General features: G+C 72.5%; 2 protein-coding genes. Both read right to left on the minus strand.

The features are described from left to right. Positions 1-30: 30 nt before the first annotated feature. On the minus strand, positions 31-16,917 hold the full coding sequence (locus OG230_RS03185; protein ID WP_443051573.1) for a type I polyketide synthase: 16,887 nt from the start codon (positions 16,915-16,917) through the stop codon (positions 31-33). A gap of 425 nt (positions 16,918-17,342) precedes the next feature. Beyond that, positions 17,343-18,650, minus strand: coding sequence for a methylaspartate mutase (locus OG230_RS03190; protein ID WP_328908592.1), 1,308 nt, complete (start codon positions 18,648-18,650; stop codon positions 17,343-17,345). Positions 18,651-18,663 lie beyond the last annotated feature (13 nt).

Genomic DNA, 18,663 nt, shown 5'->3' on the forward strand with positions numbered 1-18,663 from the left:
CCTGGTTTCTCGCTGGGTGACCGGATGCTGTCAGGACTTGTCGGTGCCGAGAGCGGCCCGTACCAGGTCCTCGATGTTCATGCTCTTGATCGCGTCGCTGCGGTTGCTGTCGCTGCCGCCGTTGCTGCCGGACTCCTCGGACCCGTTGCCGGGTGTCCCCGTCTCGGCCGAGAGCTGGAGCAGGGTGTCCAGCAGTCCGGCCTCGCGGAGGCGGGCGATGGAGACGGTCCCGATCCGCCGCTGGAGTTCGGCGTCGTCACCGGACACGGCCGGCCCCTGTGCGCCACCGCCCGTACCGTTCGCGGCCGGAGCGGAAGCGGGCGGCGCCAGTGCTTCGATGCCGGGCAGCAGCTCCTCCAGGAGGAACTTCGCCAGGGTCATCGGGTTCGGATAGTCGAACATCAGGGTGGCGGGGAGCCGCAGCCCGGTCGCCGAGCTGAGACGGTTGCGCAGCTCGATCGCGGCGAGCGAGTCGAGACCCAGCTCGGTGAAGCCCTTCTCCACATCGATCGCATCCGGTTCGTCGTGCCGGACGGCCGCGACGTGGGTACGCACGGTGTCCAGCAGGACCCGGTCGCGCTCCTGGCCCGGCAGTGCCGCCAGACGCTCTTCGAGCGACTGCGTGCTCTGCGTGTCCGGTGCGGAGCTCCGGGCACGCTGGGTGCCGCGGGTTCCCTGGCTGCCGCCGGCCGGGCGGGCGGTGCGCGCGGTGGAGCGCTGCACGACTTCCCGGAACACGGCCGGCACGGAGCCGGACGCGGTCATGGCCGCAGCGTCGATCCTCAGCGGCACCACGGTCGGTGCGGCCAGGCCGAGCGACTGGTCGAAGAGGACCAGCGCCTCCGCCGAGGAGAGCGCGGGCAGGCCCATGGCCGCCATCCGCTGTTCCTCGAGGTCCTCGTCGACTCCGGCACCACCGAGGTCGGTCCGGGTGGCCCACAGGCCCCAGGCCAGCGAGACCGCGGGAAGCCCCTGGGTCCTGCGGTGGGCGGCGAGAGCGTCCAGGAAGCGGTTGGCCGCGGCGTAGTTGCCCTGGCCCGCTCCCATGGCCAGGCCGGACACCGAGGAGAACAGGACGAACGCCTTCAGCGGCATGTCCCGCGTGAGTTCGTGCAGATGCCAGGCCGCGTCGACCTTGGGCCGGAACACCCCGGCGAGCTGCTCGGTGGTCAGCGCGTCGATCAGAGCGTTGTCCATTACTCCGGCCGCGTGCACCACCGCGGTCAGCGGCTGGTCCGCCGGGATCGCGGCGAGCAGGCCGGCCACGGCGTCACGGTCGGCCGTGTCACAGGCCGCGACAGTGATCTCGGCGCCCAGTGCGCCGAGTTCGTCGCGCAGGGCGGCGGCACGGGGCGACTCGGCGCCACGGCGGCCGGTGAGCACCAGGTGGCGGACGCCGTGGGCGCTGACCAGGTGCCTGGCGAGCACCGCTCCGAGGCCGCCGAGACCACCGGTGACCAGGACGGTGCCGGTCGGACCCCAGGTCTGCGGGGTGTCTCCCTCGGCCGCGGAGACCCGGGCCAGCCGCGGCACCTTCACCTCGCTGCCGCGTACCGCAGCTTCCGGTTCGCGGAGCGAAGCCACTGCGGGCAGCAGCCGGCGGGCGGTGTCCGAGCCGTCCAGGTCGACCAGGACCAGACGGTCCTGGTGTTCCTGCTGAGCGGACCGGATCAGGCCCCAGACGGGGGCTTGCGAGAGATCGTTCGGTGTTCCCTCGGCGGGTTCGGTCTCGGTGAGTACGCCGCCGTGGGTGACGAGCATGAGCCGCGAGTCGGCGAACCGGGGGTCGGCCAGCCAGTCCTGGACGAGGCCGAGGACTTCGGCCGCCGTCCGGTGGGTGCGCTCGGCCACGTCGTCGCCCTCCGCCGCGCCGGGGCAGCGGTGGAGGACCAGCTCGGGCGCCTTGGTGCCGGCGTCGACGACGGCGCGCAGTGCGGCGAGGTCGGCGTGGACCGGCAGGGCGCCGGGAGCGAGACCGAGGTCGGCGGCGAGACCGAGATCGTCCTCGCCGAGGACCGCCCAGTCGCCGACTGTGGCGTCGGAGTGTGCGCCGACCGGAAGTTGGCTCCAGCCCAGCCGGAACATCGACTCCAGGTGACGGGTTCCGGTGGATGCCGCGGCGGCTGCCGACACCCGGTCGGGCGTGACGGCCCGGACCACCAGGGACTCCACGGTCGCGACGGGCGTGCCGTGCTCGTCGGCGAGCTCCAGCCGCACCGCGTCGGAGCCGACGGACTCGTCGGACCCCGTCCAGTTGATCCGTACGCGGAAGCAGGCGGCGCCGCCCGAGTGCAGGGACACACCGGACCAGGAGAACGGCAGCATGGAGGCACCGACGTCCTGGGGCTTCCGGCCGCCGAGGAAGTCCGTGGCACTGAGCGCCGCGTCCAGCAGCGAGGGGTGCATGCGGTAGCGCGCCGCCTCGTCCCGCGCATAGTCCGGGAGGGCGACCTCCGCGAAGACCTCCTTGTCGCGCTGCCAGACCGCCTTGAGGCCGCGGAACATCGGACCGTAGTGGTAGCCCTGCGCGGTCAGGTAGTCGTAGACGTTGCTGACGTCGACCGGTTCGGCGCCGGCCGGCGGCCAGACCCCGTGGCCGACGTCGAACTCCTCGGGGGTGACCGGCTCACGGTTCTCGACGGCCAGATATCCGGAGACGTGTCGGGTCCACTCCACCTGCGGCGGAGCGTCCTCGACGCGCGAGTAGACGGCCAGCGAGCGGCGGTCCGCATCGTCGGGCGCGCCGACGACCACCTGCACCGCGACCCCGTCGCCGTTCTCCGGCAGCGGCATCAGCGCCTCGATGACGAGTTCCTCGACCAGGTCGCAGCCGACCTCCTCGGCGGCCCGGAGCGCCAGTTCGACGTAGCCGGTGCCGGGCAGCAGCACCGTGCCCAGCACGTCGTGATCGGCGATCCACGGGTGCGTGGTCACCGAGAGCCGGCCGGTGAGGACCACACTGCCGCCCTCGGGCGAGACCACCACGGACGTGAGCAGCGGATGCCCGGCGGCCACCTGACCGAGACCGGCAGCGTCAACGGCGGGCGCCTCGGCGGCGTCCAGCCAGAAGTGCCGCTTCTCGAAGGCGTACGTGGGCAGGTCGACCCGGCGCGCACTACTGGGCGCATAGAACGCGGCCCAGTCCGGTGCGTGGCCGACGGTGTGCAGCCGCGCCAGCGCGGTCACCAGAGCCTCGGGCTCGCTCTGGTTGCGACGCAGGCCGGGCACGAACACCGCGTCGGACGCGGAGTTCTGTGCCATCGCGGTCAGTACGGCGTCGGGACCGACCTCCAGGAACACCGAGACCCCGGCAGCAGACAGCGCACGAACACCGTCCCCGAACCGCACGGCCTCGCGGACGTGACGCACCCAGTACTCGGGAGTGCGCAGATCGTCCGAAGTGGCCAGCTCGCCGGTGACGTTGGAGACGACGGGGATACGGGCTTCGCCGTACTCGACGCTCTCCGCGACCGTCCGGAACTCGGCCAGCATCGGCTCCATCAGCGGCGAGTGGAACGCATGGGAGACCCGCAGACGACTCGTCTTACGACCCAGCTCTTCAAAGCGAGCCACAACCTCCAGGACCTCCTTCTCACCACCGGAGATCACCACCGCGTCCGGACCGTTCACCGCCGCGATACTCACCGCATCCGACGTCAGATACGGAAGAACCTCATCCTCCGACGCCCGGACAGCGACCATCGCGCCACCCTCCGGAAGCGCCTGCATCAGCCGAGCCCGCGCGGCAACCAGCCTCGACGCATCTGCCAGCGAGAGAACTCCCGCTATGTGTGCGGCGGTCAGTTCACCGACGGAGTGACCGGCGACGAAGTCGGGGCGCACACCCCACGACTCCAGCAGACGGAACAACGCCGTCTCGAACGCGAACAACGCCGGCTGAGTGAACTCCGTCCGCTCCAGAACACCCGCGTCCTCACCCCACACCACATCCCGCAACGACCCCGACAGATGGCCGTCCAACTCCGCGACCACCGCATCAAACGCCTCAACGAACACCGGGAACGCGCCGTACAGGTCACGGCCCATCCCCACCCGCTGCGCACCCTGACCCGTGAACAAGAGAGCCAATGCGCCGACCGACCGCGAAAGGCCCTGCACAAGAGCAGAGTTCTCGCGTCCCTCCTTCAACGCGACCAGACCGGCGAGCAGTTGCTCCGTGTCCCCCGCCAGCACCACCGCGCGGTGTTCCAGGACCGCACGTGAGGTCGCCAGGGAGAACCCGAGGTCGTGCAGGTCGAGTTCGGGGTGGTCGGACAGGTGGGTGTGGAGCTGCTCCGCCTGGGCGGCCAGCGACGTGGCGCTGGCCGCGGACAGGGCGAGCGGTACGGGTACGGCGTCCGGGACCGGATCCGCGAGGCGCTTCCGGGCCTGCGGGGCCGAGGGCTCCGCAGCCTGCTCCAGGATGATGTGGGCGTTGGTACCGCTGAGCCCGAAGGACGAGACAGCTGCCCTGCGGGGGCGGCCGGTCTCCGGCCAGTCACGGGCCTCGGTCAGCAGTTCCACGGCGCCCTCCGACCAGTCCACCTGGTCCGAGGGACGGTCCACGTGCAAAGTCGCGGGCATCTGGCCGTGGCGCAGTGCCATCACGGCCTTGATGATGCCGCTGACGCCGGCCGCGGCCTGGGCATGGCCGATGTTGGACTTGATGGAGCCCAGCCACAGCGGCTGCCCTTCCGGGCGCTCCTGGCCGTAGGTGGCCAGCAGGGCCTGGGCCTCGATCGGGTCGCCGAGACGAGTCCCGGTGCCGTGGCCTTCGACCATGTCGACGTCGGTCGTGGTGAGTCCGGCGGATGCCAGGGCCTGCTGGATGACGCGCTGCTGCGAGGGGCCGTTGGGGGCCGTGAGCCCGTTGCTCGCACCGTCCTGGTTGACGGCCGAGCCGCGTACCACTGCCAGCACCGGGTGCCCGTTGCGCCGGGCGTCCGACAGCCGCTCCACCAGGAGCAGGCCGAGTCCTTCGGACCAGCCGGTGCCGTCCGCGCCTGCGGAGAAGGACTTGCAGCGGCCGTCGGCCGCCAGGCCCCGCTGCTGGCTGAAGTCGACGAAGATGTCCGGGTTGGGCATCACGGTCACACCGCCTGCCAGTGCCATGTCGCAGTCACCGGAGCGCAGGGCCTGGATCGCCGAGTGCAGGGCGACGAGGGACGACGAGCAGGCGGTGTCGACCGTCACCGCCGGGCCTTCCAGGCCCAGGGCGTAGGAGACGCGCCCGGAGGCGATGGATCCGGCACTGCCGTTGCCCAGGTAGGGCGTCAGCTCGTCGGACACGGCGCCGGCCCGGGAGCCGTAGTCGTGGTACATGATGCCGACGTAGACGCCGGTGCGGGAGCCGCGCAGCGAGTCCGGAGCGATCCCGGCGCGCTCGATGGCCTCCCAGGCCCCCTGGAGCAGCACCCGCTGCTGGGGGTCCATGGCCAGGGCCTCGCGCGGCATGATGTCGAAGAACTCGGGGTCGAAGTCGGCGGCGTCGTGCAGGAATCCGCCGTCACGGGCGTAGGTCTTGCCGGGAGTGCCGGGCTCGGGGTCGTAGAGGGCGTCGGCGTCCCAGCCACGGTCGGCGGGGAATCCGGTGATGGCCGAGCGGCCCTCGGAGACCAGCTGCCACAGGTCCTCGGCGCTTCTGACGTCGCCGGGGAAGCGGCAGCTGATGCTGACGATGGCGATCGGGTCGTCGGCGGCAGCGGGCACGGCGGCCCGCACGGCGGGTGCCGCGGGGGCGGAGACGCCGTCCAGCCGCGCTCCGATGAAGTCGGCGACCGCGCGGGAGTTGGGGTGGTCGAAGACGAGGGTGGCCGGCAGCCGTACACCGGTGGCACCGGTGAGGGCGTTACGGAACTCCACCGCCGCGAGCGAGTCGAAGCCCATGTCCTTGAACGCCCGGTCCGGGCTGACGCCGTCGGCACCGCTGTGGCCGAGCACGGTGGCGGCTTCGGCCCTGACCAGTTCGAGCAGGGCCCGGGAGCGTTCCGCCGCGGTGCCGACGAGGAGTCCGCCGAGCCGGGCATCTGCCCCGGCGGCGCCGGTGGCAGCGGCGCGGCGGGGGGTGCGGCCGGGGCGGTGCGCCAGGTCCCGCAGGAGGGCGGGAAGTTCGCCGGAGCGGGCCGAGAGCGCGGCGGCGTCCACGGGCAGCGGGACGAGGGCGGGCAGTCCGGTGCCGAGCGCGGCGGAGAAGAGGGCGAGCCCCTCCTCGACGGCGAAGGCAGGGGTGCCGAGCCGGTTCATCCGGTCGAGGTCGGCCTCGGAGAGGGAGCCGCCGAGGCCGGTGTCCACGGCCCACATGCCGAACGCCAGGGAGGTGGCGGGCAGCCCCGCGGCCCTCCGGTGGACGGCGAGGGCGTCCAGGAACACGTTGGCCGCCGCGTAGTTGCCCTGCCCTGCGGCGAGGACCAGGCCGCCCGCGGAGGAGAACAGCACGAACTGCTTCAGCGGGAGGTCCTGGGTCAGCTCGTGCAGATGCCAGGCGCCGTCGGCCTTCGGCCGCAGCACGGCGTCCAGTCGCTCGGCCGTGAGGGTGCCGGTGAGTCCGTTGTCGGCGACCGCCGCCGCGTGCACCACACCGGTGAGGGGGTGGTCTGCGTCGATACCCGCGAGCAGCGCGGCCAGTGCGTCCCTGTCCCCGGTGTCGCACGCGGCGACCGTGACGACAGCACCCGACTCCTCCAGCTCGGCGGCCAGCTCGACCGCACCCGGAGCATCAGACCCACGACGGCTCGTCAGCACCAGACTGCGCACACCGTGCTCAGCCACCAGATGACGCGCCACCAGCGCACCGAGACCACCCGTACCACCCGTCACCAGCACCGTACCCGCACCGAAAGCACCAACTTCAGCACCCTCGGCGGAACCCTCGGCGCCATCGGCCACCGACGCGGCCTGCGCGACCGAGACCAGGCGAGGCACCGTGGCGGAACCGTCGCGCAGTGCCAGCTCGGGTTCGCCGGTGGCGAGCGCTGCGGGCAGCGCGGCGGCCGAGGCATCGGCGGCGTCCCAGTCGAGCAGGACGAACCGGCCGGGGTTCTCCGCCTCGGCGGCCCGCACCAGACCCCACAGCGGGGCCTGGGTCAGTGAGGCCGCGGCCTGGGCGTCGGCTGCCGCGCCGGGCGGCGCGGTGGCCGCACCACGGGTGACCACGACCAGCCGGGACAGGGCGAAGCGCTCGTCCGCGAGCCATTGCTGGACGGTGGTGAGCAGCCAGTGGGCCGTGGAGCGGACCGCGTCCGGCAGCGCGTGGTCGCCGGTGAGGTCGGGCACGGGGCAGAGCACGTGTTCCGGTGCCGGGGTGCCGCCGTCCAGAGCGGCCTTAAGCGCCGCCAGGTCCGCGTACTCGGTGACCGTTCCGGCCGCGAGCGGAGTGGCACCCAGAGATGCCGGCACAGGTGCCACGGTCGGCCCGCTCAGAGGCAGGGCGAGAGGCAGTGGCTTCCAGTCGATCCGACGGAGCGCGTCGGACCGGCCACCGGAGCCGTCCAGCTGGGCGGCGGAGACCGGCAGCGACACGAGCGACTCGACGGTCGCCACAGGCCGTCCGGAGGCGTCGGCCACCCGGAGCGCGGAGAGCTCGTCGCCGCGCAGCCGGCGCAGATGGACGCGCAGTTCGGTGGCGCCGGAAGCGTGGAGAGTGACGCCGTTCCAGGAGAACGGCAGCAGGGTGGCACCGTCCGCGGCGCCCTGCTCGTCCAGCAGGTCGGCGTGCATCGCGGCGTCCAGCAGCGCGGGGTGCAGGCCGAAGCGCCCGGCTTCGGTCCCCGCGTCCTCCGGCAGTGCGACCTCGGCGTAGACGTCCTCACCGTTGCGCCAGGCGGCCTTCAGCCCCTGGAAGACCGGACCGTAGCCGTAACCGCGTCCGACGAGGCGCTCGTAGGCGCCCTCCACGGGGATCGGCTCGGCGCCGGGCGGCGGCCACTGCACCAGATCGAAGTCCGGCACGGCCGGCGCGGCAGTGAGCACACCGGTGGCGTGCAACGTCCACGCGTGGGGCGCCGCCCCCTCCGGTCGGGAGTGGACGGTGACGGTACGGGCGCCCGCGAGGTCGTCCGTGTCCGCGCCGGCGGCACTGCCTGTCGCGCCGACAGTGACGCGCAGGTCCGTGGCGCCTCGGCGCGGAATGATCAGCGGTGCCTGGAGGGTGAGCTCGTCGACTCGGCCGTAGCCGAGCTCGTCACCGGCGCGTACGGCCAGTTCGACGAAGCCCGTGCCGGGCAGCAGGAGGCTTCCGAGCACCTCGTGATCGGCCAGCCAGGGATGCGTACCGGCGGCGAGCCGGCCGGTGAGAATCACACCGTCGGAGTCCGGCACGACCACCGCGGCACTGAGCAGCGGGTGGTTCACCGGCTCCAGCCCGGCGCCCCCGACGCCCGCCGCCGCCGTGCTGACGGTGGCATTCAGCCAGTAGCGCTTGCGCTGGAAGGCGTACGTGGGAAGGTCGACGACCCCTGAAGCCGGGCCGTATGCGGCGAACAGGGCGTCCCAGTCGAGCCGGGCGCCGTGGGCGGTGGCGCGGCCGAGACCGAGCAACAGCTCACGCGCTTCCGAGCGTTCACGACGCATGAGCGCGGTGAAGACCGGGGCATCGCCGGCTTCACTCTCGTCCGCGAGGGCGTTCTGTGCCATCGCGGTCAGGACGGCGTCGGGACCGACCTCCAGGAACACCGAGACCCCAGCAGCCGACAGCGCACGAACGCCATCGCCGAAGCGGACGGCCTCGCGGACGTGACGCACCCAGTACTCGGCAGTGCGCAGATCCTCCGGAGTCGCGAGCTCGCCGGTGACGTTGGAGACGACGGGGATACGGGCTTCGCCGTACTCGACGCTCTCCGCGACCGTCCGGAACTCCTTCAGCATCGGCTCCATCAGCGGCGAGTGGAACGCGTGCGAGACCCGCAGTCGGCTCGTCTTACGGCCCAGCTCTTCAAAGCGAGCCGCAACCTCCAGGACCTCCTTCTCGGCTCCGGAGATCACCACCGCGTCCGGACCGTTCACCGCCGCGATACTCACCGCATCCGACGTCAGATACGGAAGGACTTCATCCTCCGACGCCCGGACGGCGACCATCGCGCCACCCTCCGGAAGCGCCTGCATCAGCCGAGCCCGCGCCGCAACCAACCGCGACGCATCAGCCAGCGACAGGACACCCGCCACGTGCGCGGCAGTCAGCTCACCCACCGAGTGCCCGGCGACGAAGTCGGGACGCACACCCCACGACTCCAGCAGACGGAACAGGGCGGTCTCGAAGGCGAACAACGCCGGCTGAGTGAACTCCGTCCGCTCCAGAACACCCGCGTCCTCACCCCACACCACATCCCGCAACGACCCCGACAAGTGGCCGTCAAGCTCCGCGACCACCGCGTCGAACGCCTGCGCAAACACCGGGAAGGAATCGTGGAGTTCACGGCCCATCCCGACCCGCTGCGCACCCTGACCCGTAAACAGGAAGGCGGACTTGCCCGTGCGCACAGCACCCACGGCAACGCCGCTCGTGCCACCCGCCGCAAGCACCCGCAGCCCCTCGGCCAGCTCGTCCTTGGTGCCGCCGACGACCACCGCTCGGTGGTCCAGGGCAGCGCGGCCGATCGCGAGGGTGCGGCCGGCGGTGGCGAGTTCATCGTCCCGCAGCGCGTCCAGGTGTCGCAGCAGGCGTTCCGCCTGGGCGCTCAGCGCCTGCGGGGACGTGCCGGAGAGGGTCCAGGGCAGGACCGACGGAGCGGAGACCGTCGTCGCGGCGGTGGCCGGTGCGGCGCTGAGCGGCGCTTGTTCGACGATCACGTGGGCATTGGTGCCGCTGATGCCGAAGGAGGAGACAGCGGCCCGTCGGAGACGGCCTGTCGCCGGCCAGTCGCGCGACTCGGTCAGGAGCTCCACAGCGCCTTCCGACCAGTCCACCTCGTCGGAGGGACGGTCGACGTGCAGGGTCTTGGGCAGCTGGCCGTGGCGCATGGCCATGACCATCTTGATGATTCCGGCGACGCCCGCGGCGGCCTGGGTGTGGCCCACGTTGGACTTGACGGAGCCCAGCCACAGCGGTTCGGCGTCGTCCGGGCGCTCCTGCCCGTAGACGGCCAGGAGCGACTGGGCCTCGATCGGGTCGCCGAGCGTGGTGCCGGTTCCGTGGCCGTCCACCGCGTCGATCTCGGCCGGGGTGAGCCGGGCGTCGTGCAGGGCCCGCTGGATGACGCGTTGCTGCGAGGGGCCGTTGGGGGCCGTGAGTCCGTTGCTCGCACCGTCCTGGTTGACGGCCGAGCCGCGTACGACCGCGAGCACCGGGTGCCCGTTGCGCCGGGCGTCGGACAGCCGCTCCAGGAGCAGGAGGCCCGCGCCTTCGCCCCAGCCGGTGCCGTCAGCCGCGGCGGAGAAGGACTTGCAGCGGCCGTCGGATGCCAGCCCGCGCTGCCGGTTCATATCGATGAAGGTGTCAGGGGTCGACATCACGGTGACGCCGCCGGCCAGTGCGAGGGAGCATTCGCCGCGGCGCAGCCCCTGGAGGGCCCAGTGCAGGGCGACGAGGGAGGAGGAGCAGGCGGTGTCCACGGTGACGGCCGGGCCTTCGAGGCCCAGGGCGTAGGCGACGCGGCCGGACACGACACTCGCGAGGCCGCCGTTGCCGAGGTATCCGGCGACGTCCTCGGGAACGTCGGTGAGGCGTGTGCTCCAGTCGTGGTACATCACGCCGGCGAAGACGCCGGTGTCCGAGCCCCGCTTGCTGTGCGGATCGATGCCTGCGCGTTCGAACGCCTCCCAGGCCGTCTCCAGCAGCAGTCGCTGCTGGGGGTCCATGGCCTGGGCCTCGCGCGGGCTGATGCCGAAGAACTCGGGGTCGAAGTCCGCGGCGTCGTAGAGGAATCCGCCCTCGCGGGTGGAGGACTTGCCGGACGTGCCGGGCTCGGGGTCGTACAGACCGTCGGTGTCCCAGCCACGGTCGGCGGGGAAGAAGGAGACGCCGTCGCGGCCCTCGGAGACGAGGTTCCAGAGCTCTTCCGGAGAGGTGACTCCTCCGGGGAAGCGGCAGGCCATGCTGACGATGGCGATGGGCTCGTCGGCGGGGGTGCGGGGCGCGACCGGGGCCTTGGGGGCGGCGGTTTCGACGGCGAGCAGCTTGCTGCCGATGTGTTCGGCGAGACCGCGCGGTGTGGGGTAGTCGAAGATCAGGGTGGCCGGCAGGCGCAGGCCCGTGGCGGAGTTGAGGCGGTTACGGAGTTCGACGGCGCCGAGGGAGTCGAAGCCGATGTCGCTGAACGCGCGCTGCGGGCTGATCGCGTCGGCGTCGCTGTGGCGGAGTACGCCTGCGACGTGGGTGCGGACGAGGCCGAGGACGGCGTCGGCGCGGTCGGGGGCGGGAAGCGTCGCCAGGTGCTGGGCGAGGGTCTGCTCGACCGGGACGGCGCCGGGCCCGCTGTCGGCCGAGGTGCGGCGGGCGGGGGTACGGACCAGGCCGCGGAGTACGGCGGGGAGGGACTCTCCCCGGCGCTGGAGCGCCCGCGTGTCGATGCGTACGGGCACGACGGAAACGGCGGTCTCGTCGCTCACCGCGGTGTCGAGCAGCGCGAGGTTCTCCTCCGCGCTCAGGGGGGTGAGGCCGAGGTCGGCGATGCGCTGCACGGAGGCGTGGTCGAGGCCCGCGCCCATGCCGTGGTCTCCGGTCCACAGGCCCCAGTTGAGTGCGGTGGCGGGCAGTCCGGCGGCCCGGCGGTGGGCGGCCAGGGCGTCCAGGAACACGTTGGCCGCCGCGTAGTTGCCCTGTCCTGCGGCGTCGAGGAACGCGGCGGTCGAGGAGAACAGCACGAACTGCTGGAGCGGCAGGTCCCGGGTCAGCTCGTGGAGGTACCAGGCGCCGTCGGCCTTCGGCCGCAGCACGGCGTCGATGCGTTCGGGGGTGAGGGACTCGGTGAGACCGTCGTCGAGGACCGCGGCGAGGTGGACGACACCCGTGAGGGGGTGGTCTGCGTCGACGCCGGCGAGCAGCCCGGCCAGTGCGTCCCTGTCCCCGGTGTCGCACGCGGCGACCGTGACGACAGCACCCGACTCCTCCAGCTCGGCGGCCAGCTCGACCGCACCCGGAGCATCAGACCCACGACGGCTCGTCAGCACCAGACTGCGCACACCGTGCTCAGCCACCAGATGACGCGCCACCAGCGCGCCCAGACCACCCGTACCACCCGTCACCAGCACCGTACCCGCACCGAAAGCACCGGCCTCAGCACGCTCGGCGGAACCTTCGGCGCCATCGGCCGCCGACGCGACCTGAGCGGCCTGCGCGACCGAGACCAGGCGCGGTGTGAGCAGGCGACCCGCGCGCACCGCGAGCTCGGGTTCGCCGGTGGCGAGCGCCGCAGGCAGCGCGGCGGCCGAGGCATCGGCGGCGTCCCAGTCGAGCAGGACGAACCGGCCGGGGTTCTCCGCCTCGGCGGCCCGCACCAGACCCCACAGGGGTGCGGTGTCGAGGGCGGGCGGGGTGTCGTCGTCCGTGGCTGCGACGGCGCCCTGGGTGAGCAGCACGAGCCGCGAGCCGGCGAACCGCTCGTCGGTGAGGAAGTTCTTGACGGTGTCGAGGAGCTGGGCGAGGGCCGTACGGCCGGTCGCCAGCGGGTCCGTGTCGGTGGCCGTGGCCTCCGTGCGGTGGGTGACCAGGACGACGTCGGGGACGGTCCCGCCGCCGTCGGCCGCCGCGCCGAGCTCGGCGAGTGCGGGGTGGACGGGAACGCCGAGGGTGTCGGCCAGCCGCAGCGGGTCCGCCCCGGCGATCGCCCAGTTCTGTACGTCGGCGGGTGAACCGGCGGCCGTCTCCACCCAGTTGATGCGCTTGAGGCTGTCGGTGCGTGCTGCGGCGGCGAGTTGCGCGGTGTCGACCGCACGTACCAGATAGCCGTCGACGACGGCCACGGGTGCACCCGTGGTGTCGGCCAGATGCAGCAGGACGGAGTCGGTGCCGGTGGCGGCGATCCGGACCCGGACGGCGGACGCACCGGTGGCGTAGAGCGTCACGCCGTGCCAGGCGAAGGGCAGACGGGTGATGTCGTCCGCGGTTCCGTCGTCGGTGAAGTCGGTGGCGTGCAGGGCCGCGTCGAGCAGCGCGGGGTGGAGCGCGAACGCGCCGGCGTCGCCGTGGACGCCCTCGGGGAGGGCGACCTCGGCGTAGACCTCGCCGTTGCGCCGCCAGGCCGCGCGGAGTCCCTGGAAGGTCGGGCCGTAACCGTAGCCCTTCGTGGCCATGTCCTCGTAGAGACCCGTGATGTCGACGGGCTCTGCGCCGTTCGGGGGCCACTCCGCGAGACCGAAGCCGGCGCGGTCGGCGGCGGGGGCACCGAGGGGGGCGAGCAGTCCGTCGGCGTGCTGGGACCACGGCTCGTCGTCGGTGGCGTCCTCGGGCCGCGAGAAGAACGTGATGGCGCGGCGTCCGCTGCCGTCGGGGGCGGCGACCTGGATCTGCAGAGCGATGCCGGTGCCGTCCGCGGGGACGGTGAGCGGGGCCGCGAGGGTCAGTTCCTCGATGGCGTCGCAGCCGACCTGGTCACCGGCGCGGACGGCCAGTTCCACGAAGGCCGTGCCGGGCAGCAGGACGGTGCCCGCGATGGCGTGGTCGGCGAGCCAGGGGTGGGAGCGCAGCGAGACGCGGCCGGTGAGGATGATGCCGTCCTCGCCCGCGCGGCTGATGACGGCGCCGAGCAGGGGGTGGCGGGCGGCGACCTGGCCGAGACCCGTGGGGTCGCCGGAGTCGGTGATGCCGCGGGTGAGCCAGTAGCGGCGGCGCTGGAAGGCGTACGTGGGCAGCTCGACGCGGGGTGCGCCGTCCGGCGCGCAGGCGGCGCCCCATTCCACGTCGAAGCCGCGGACGTGGACGGCGCCGAGGGCGGTCAGCAGTTCCCGCTGCTCGTCGTGGCCGCGGCGCAGCAGGCAGTGGAAGGCGGGCGCGTCGTCGGAGGACGTGGTGTCACCGGCGTCGGTCAGTGCTTCCTGCGCCATGGCGGTGAGTACGGCGTCGGGGCCCAGCTCCAGGAAGGTGGTGACTCCGGCGGCGGCGAGGGTGTCGATCCCGTCGGCGAAGCGGACGGCCCGGCGGACGTGGCCCACCCAGTACTCGGGGTCGCAGAGTTCGGCACTGGTGGCGATCTCGCCCGTGACGTTGGAGACGATCGGTACCAGGGGTGCCCGGTACTCCAGCAGTCGGGCGATCCCCCGGAACTCCTCCAGCATCGGCTCCATGAGGGGCGAGTGGAAGGCGTGGGAGACGCGCAGCCGCTTGGTCTTGGCGCCGCCTGCAGCGAGGCGTTCGGCCAGGGCGAGGGTGGCCTGCTCGGCGCCGGAGACGACGACGGAGTTCGGGCCGTTGACGGCGGCGAGGGAGACCGTGCCGTCGCCGTCCGCGAGGGCTGCGACGACCTCCGCCTCGGTGGCCTGGACCGCGACCATGGCACCGCCCGCGGGCAGTTCCTGCATCAGGCGTGCGCGCGCGGCGACCAGGGTCGCGGCGTCCTCCAGGGAGAGCACTCCGGCGGCGTGCGCGGCGGACAGCTCGCCCAGGGAGTGCCCGGCGAGGTAGTCGGGCCGCAGGCCCCAGGACTCCAGCAGCCGGAACAGTGCGGTCTCCAGCGCGAAGAGACCGGTCTGGGCGTACTGGGTCTGGTTCAGCAGTGCGGCGTCCTCGGTGCCCTCGTCGGCGAAGAGGACGTCCCAGAGGGAGTGCTCCAGCTGGACGTTGAGATGGCCGATGGCCTCGTCGAGGGCTTCCGCGAACACCGTGTACCGCTCGTACAGTTCACGCCCCATGGCGGCGCGCTGGCTGCCCTGGCCGGTGAAGAGGAACGCGAGCCGGCCGGTGGCGGGTTCGCCGCGCACCACGTCGGGGTGGGCGGTGTCCTCGGCGAGGGCGCGCAGCGCGCTGTCGAGCCCGGTGTGGTCGGTGACGGTGACGACGGCCCGGAGGCTGAGCGCGGCGCGGGTGGTCGCGAGGGAGTGGCCGAGGTGCGGCAGCGGAGTGCCGGGGTGTGCGTCGAGGTGGGAGCGGAGCAGGTCGGCCTGGGCGCGCAGCGCGGGCTCGCTGTGGGCGGAGAGGGACAGCGGCAGGAGCCCGGCGACGGTCTCCGCCGCGTCGATGTCGAGGGCGTCGATGTCGAGGGCGTCGTCGCGGGTGCTGCCGGTGTCGGTGCCGGGGGCTTCCACGGAGCCGGACGCGAGAGCCGCAGCGGCCTTCTCGTCCGTGGGTTCCTCAAGGATGACGTGGGCGTTGGTGCCGCTGATACCGAATGCGGAGACACCGGCGCGGCGGGGGCGGTCGCCGGTGCGCCACTCCACCGGTTCGGTGAGCAGCCGGACGTCGCCGGCCTCCCAGCGGATGTGCGGGGACGGCTCGTCGACGTGGAGCGTCTTGGGAAGCACCCCGTGCTGCATGGCGAGGATCATCTTGATGATGCTCGCCACGCCGCCCGCGGCCTGGGTGTGGCCGAGGTTGGACTTGACCGAGCCCAGCCACAGCGGGCTGCCCTCCGGGCGCCCCTGTCCGTACGTGGCGATGATCGCCTGGGCCTCGATCGGGTCGCCGAGCGTGGTGCCGGTGCCGTGCGCGTCGACGGCGTCGACGTCGGCGGCGGTCAGTCCGGCGGTGGCCAGGGCGTCGCGGATCAGCCGCTGCTGCGACAGGCCGTTCGGCGCGGTGAGGCCGTTGCTGGCGCCGTCCTGGTTGACCGCGGTAGCGCGGACGACGGCGAGCACCTGGTGGCCGTGGCGGCGGGCGTCGGAGAGCCGCTCGACGGCCAGCAGGCCGATGCCTTCGGAGAAGCCGGTGCCGTCGGCGGCGGAGGCGAACGCCTTGACGCGCCCGTCGGGGGCCAGGCCGCGCTGGCGACTGAACGCGGTGAACATGCCGGGGCTGCCCATCACGGTGACGCCGCCGACGATGGCGAGGGAGCACTCGTCGCGGCGCAGCGCCTGCGCGGCGAGGTGCAGGGAGACGATGGAGCCGGAGCAGGCGGTGTCGATGGTGATCGCCGGGCCTTCGAAACCGAAGGTGTAGGCGACGCGCCCGGACGCCAGGCTCGGGGCGTTTCCGGTCATCAGATAGCCGTCGAGACCGTCCGGGGCCTCGTGCACGCGGACACCGTACTCGTGGACCTCGGCTCCGACGAAGACGCCGGTGCGCGTACCGCGCAGGCGGTGCGGGTCGATGCCGGAGCGCTCCAGCACCTCCCAGGTGGTCTCCATCATCAGCCGCTGCTGCGGGTCCATGGCCAGGGCCTCGCGGGGGCTGATCCCGAAGAAGTCCGCGTCGAAGTCGGTGGCGTCGGCGAGGAAGCCGCCGTGCTTGACGTAGCTCTTGCCCTGCGCCTGCGGGTCCGGGTCGTACATGCCGTCGACGTCCCAGCCGCGGTTGCGGGGGAACTCACCGAGTACCTCTCCGCCCTCCTGGAGCAGCTGCCACAGCAGTTCGGGGCTGGTGACCCCGCCGGGGAATCGGCAGGCGACTCCGATGACGACGATGGGGTCGTCGTCGTCCACGGGTCCGGCGGCCGGGCGGTCGACGACCGCGGCGGTGGCGGGCAGTCCGAGTGCCTCGGTGCGCAGGTGTTCGGCGAGGAGCGCGGGCGTGGGGTGGTCGAAGCCGACCGTGGGCGGCAGCGCCAGTCCCGTCGCGGTGTTGACCCCGGTGTGGAGCGCGACCAGACCGAGGGAGTCCAGGCCCTGTTCGCGGAAGGGGCGGCGCGCGTCGACAGCCACCCGCTTCTCGTCCGGGCGCAGGCGCCGGAGCACCGCCACGGCCTCGCGGCAGATCAGGTCGGTCAGCTGCCGCGTCTGCTCGGCGACCGGAAGCGCCTCGAGCCGGCGGACCAGTTCGGAATGGTCACCCGCTTCGGCGTGCGACGTATTCGCCTTGTCGGCAGAAGAGGAAAGGGAACCGGGCTCGGTCATCAGCGCACTCCACGGTCATCACTGGTTCGCGCGCGGTTGACGGCGCGCGAATATGCCTACACCCGGCCTTGTTACGGTGTGCCGGCCATTACGGAAATCGTGTCTTCGGATTCGTTCGTCGTTATTGCTGGTGCTAAAGCTGTTGTTAAAGCTGGCGCTATGGCTGTTGCTATCGCTGCCATGAGCGACGGTCCGGTCCGGATATTCCGACCGGATATCGCCAACGTAGGGGGGCGGGGTTCCGGCTGACACCCCTAGTGACCCCGGTTGCCGGTGGTGGCGCCCGGTAATGGGCCTCTTCCGGCGGGGCAGGCCATTGCCCGGCGCGACGGTGCCCCGCGGATATCGCGGCCGTCGTCGCGCACACGGCCGCAATTCCCGTCGCGGAGTCCCGCCGGGCGCTCAGCCTGCCGCCCCTTCCGGAACCGTCAGTTGCCGTCGAGCAGAACCGGCGGAAGCCGAGCTTCGTCGAAGGTGCTGCGTACGTAGGAGAGGTCGCCGAGAAGACCCGGCGCGGTGACGCGCCCCGCACGCAGGCCGGTCACCAGATGTCCCAGCGGCAGGGACCCGATGTCCGCCCAGCGCAGCCGGCCCTCGCTGTCCAGGTAGCTGCGCGTGCGACCGCAGTTGTCGGGGTGCACGCAGTAGGGGATGTCGAGGTAGCCGTGCTGGAAGGCGCGCATCAGGGCGGTGCCGATGTCGGTATGGAGGGACAGCACCGCTTCCACCAGGGCCCGGGCCTCCTGGTACGTCTGGGAGTCCGTCTCCACCGGAGAGCCGGCGATCGCTGCGGGCCTGGGGGTGCGTTCGGCCACGGCCGCGGCGTACTCCAGCGCCTGGACGTTCTCGACGATCGTGGGGATGCGCCGGGCTTCCGCGACGGTCTTCACGATGAGGCGTTCGCAGCCCGTGGTGACGGCGAGTTCGGCGGCCTGGCCGAGCAGCCGCAGCGCGCCGTTGTCGGTCTGCGGGTAGACCCCCATGTACGCGTACACGACCACGTGCCAGTCGTCGGTGCGCAGATGTTCCCGGCACAGGCGGCGCAGGGCGGCGACCGCTTCCTGGTCCTGGCCGAGATGGGTCTGCTGGGCATAGCTGAGGGAGACGCTGCGCACCCCGTGCTGGACGAAGAACATCGCCTCCAGGAGGCTGATGGCGACCAGCTGGCTGGGTGGGCAGAGCTGACCCAGCATGCATCCGCCGAAGGTCTCGATGTGCGGTTCGGCACCGCTGCCGCTGAGTTCGGCGAACAGTTCGCTGCACACGGTCCATTCCCGGACCGCCTCGGCGAGCGGGGTGCGCCCGTAGGGAAGGCAGTAGGAGACGGGTCCGCCCTCGGTGGCGGTCAGGCCGAGGGCGGCGATGGCGGCGAAGATGTCCCGGGGGACGGCGGAGCCGTGCCGTACCTGTACGGGGAAGTCGGGGCCGCGGATGCCGTCCAGGACCCGTTCGGTCGTCTCGGCCGGGTGGCTGACCACCGGGTAGCCGTTGAGGTCGAAGCCGGCGCGCAGCGCCTCCTCGACGGCCTGCAGATGACCGACGCGGGTGTGGCTGTCCAGGGTGATGGTGCCCACGGTGTGGGCGTCGGCTCGGCGGGTGGCGAGCAGCCCGGCCCGCATGCGGGCCGGGTCGCCGAACCCCATGCGGGGCTGCACCACGAGCCGGCCGCGCGCCCCGTGCGCCCGCACGAAGGCGCCGAAGTCGGCGGACTGCTGCCCGGGCTCCGTCGTCGGCACGGGACGGGAGTGC

The organism is Streptomyces sp. NBC_00234 (assembly GCF_036195325.1).
In the GTDB taxonomy this organism is placed as follows: Bacteria; Actinomycetota; Actinomycetes; order Streptomycetales; family Streptomycetaceae; genus Streptomyces.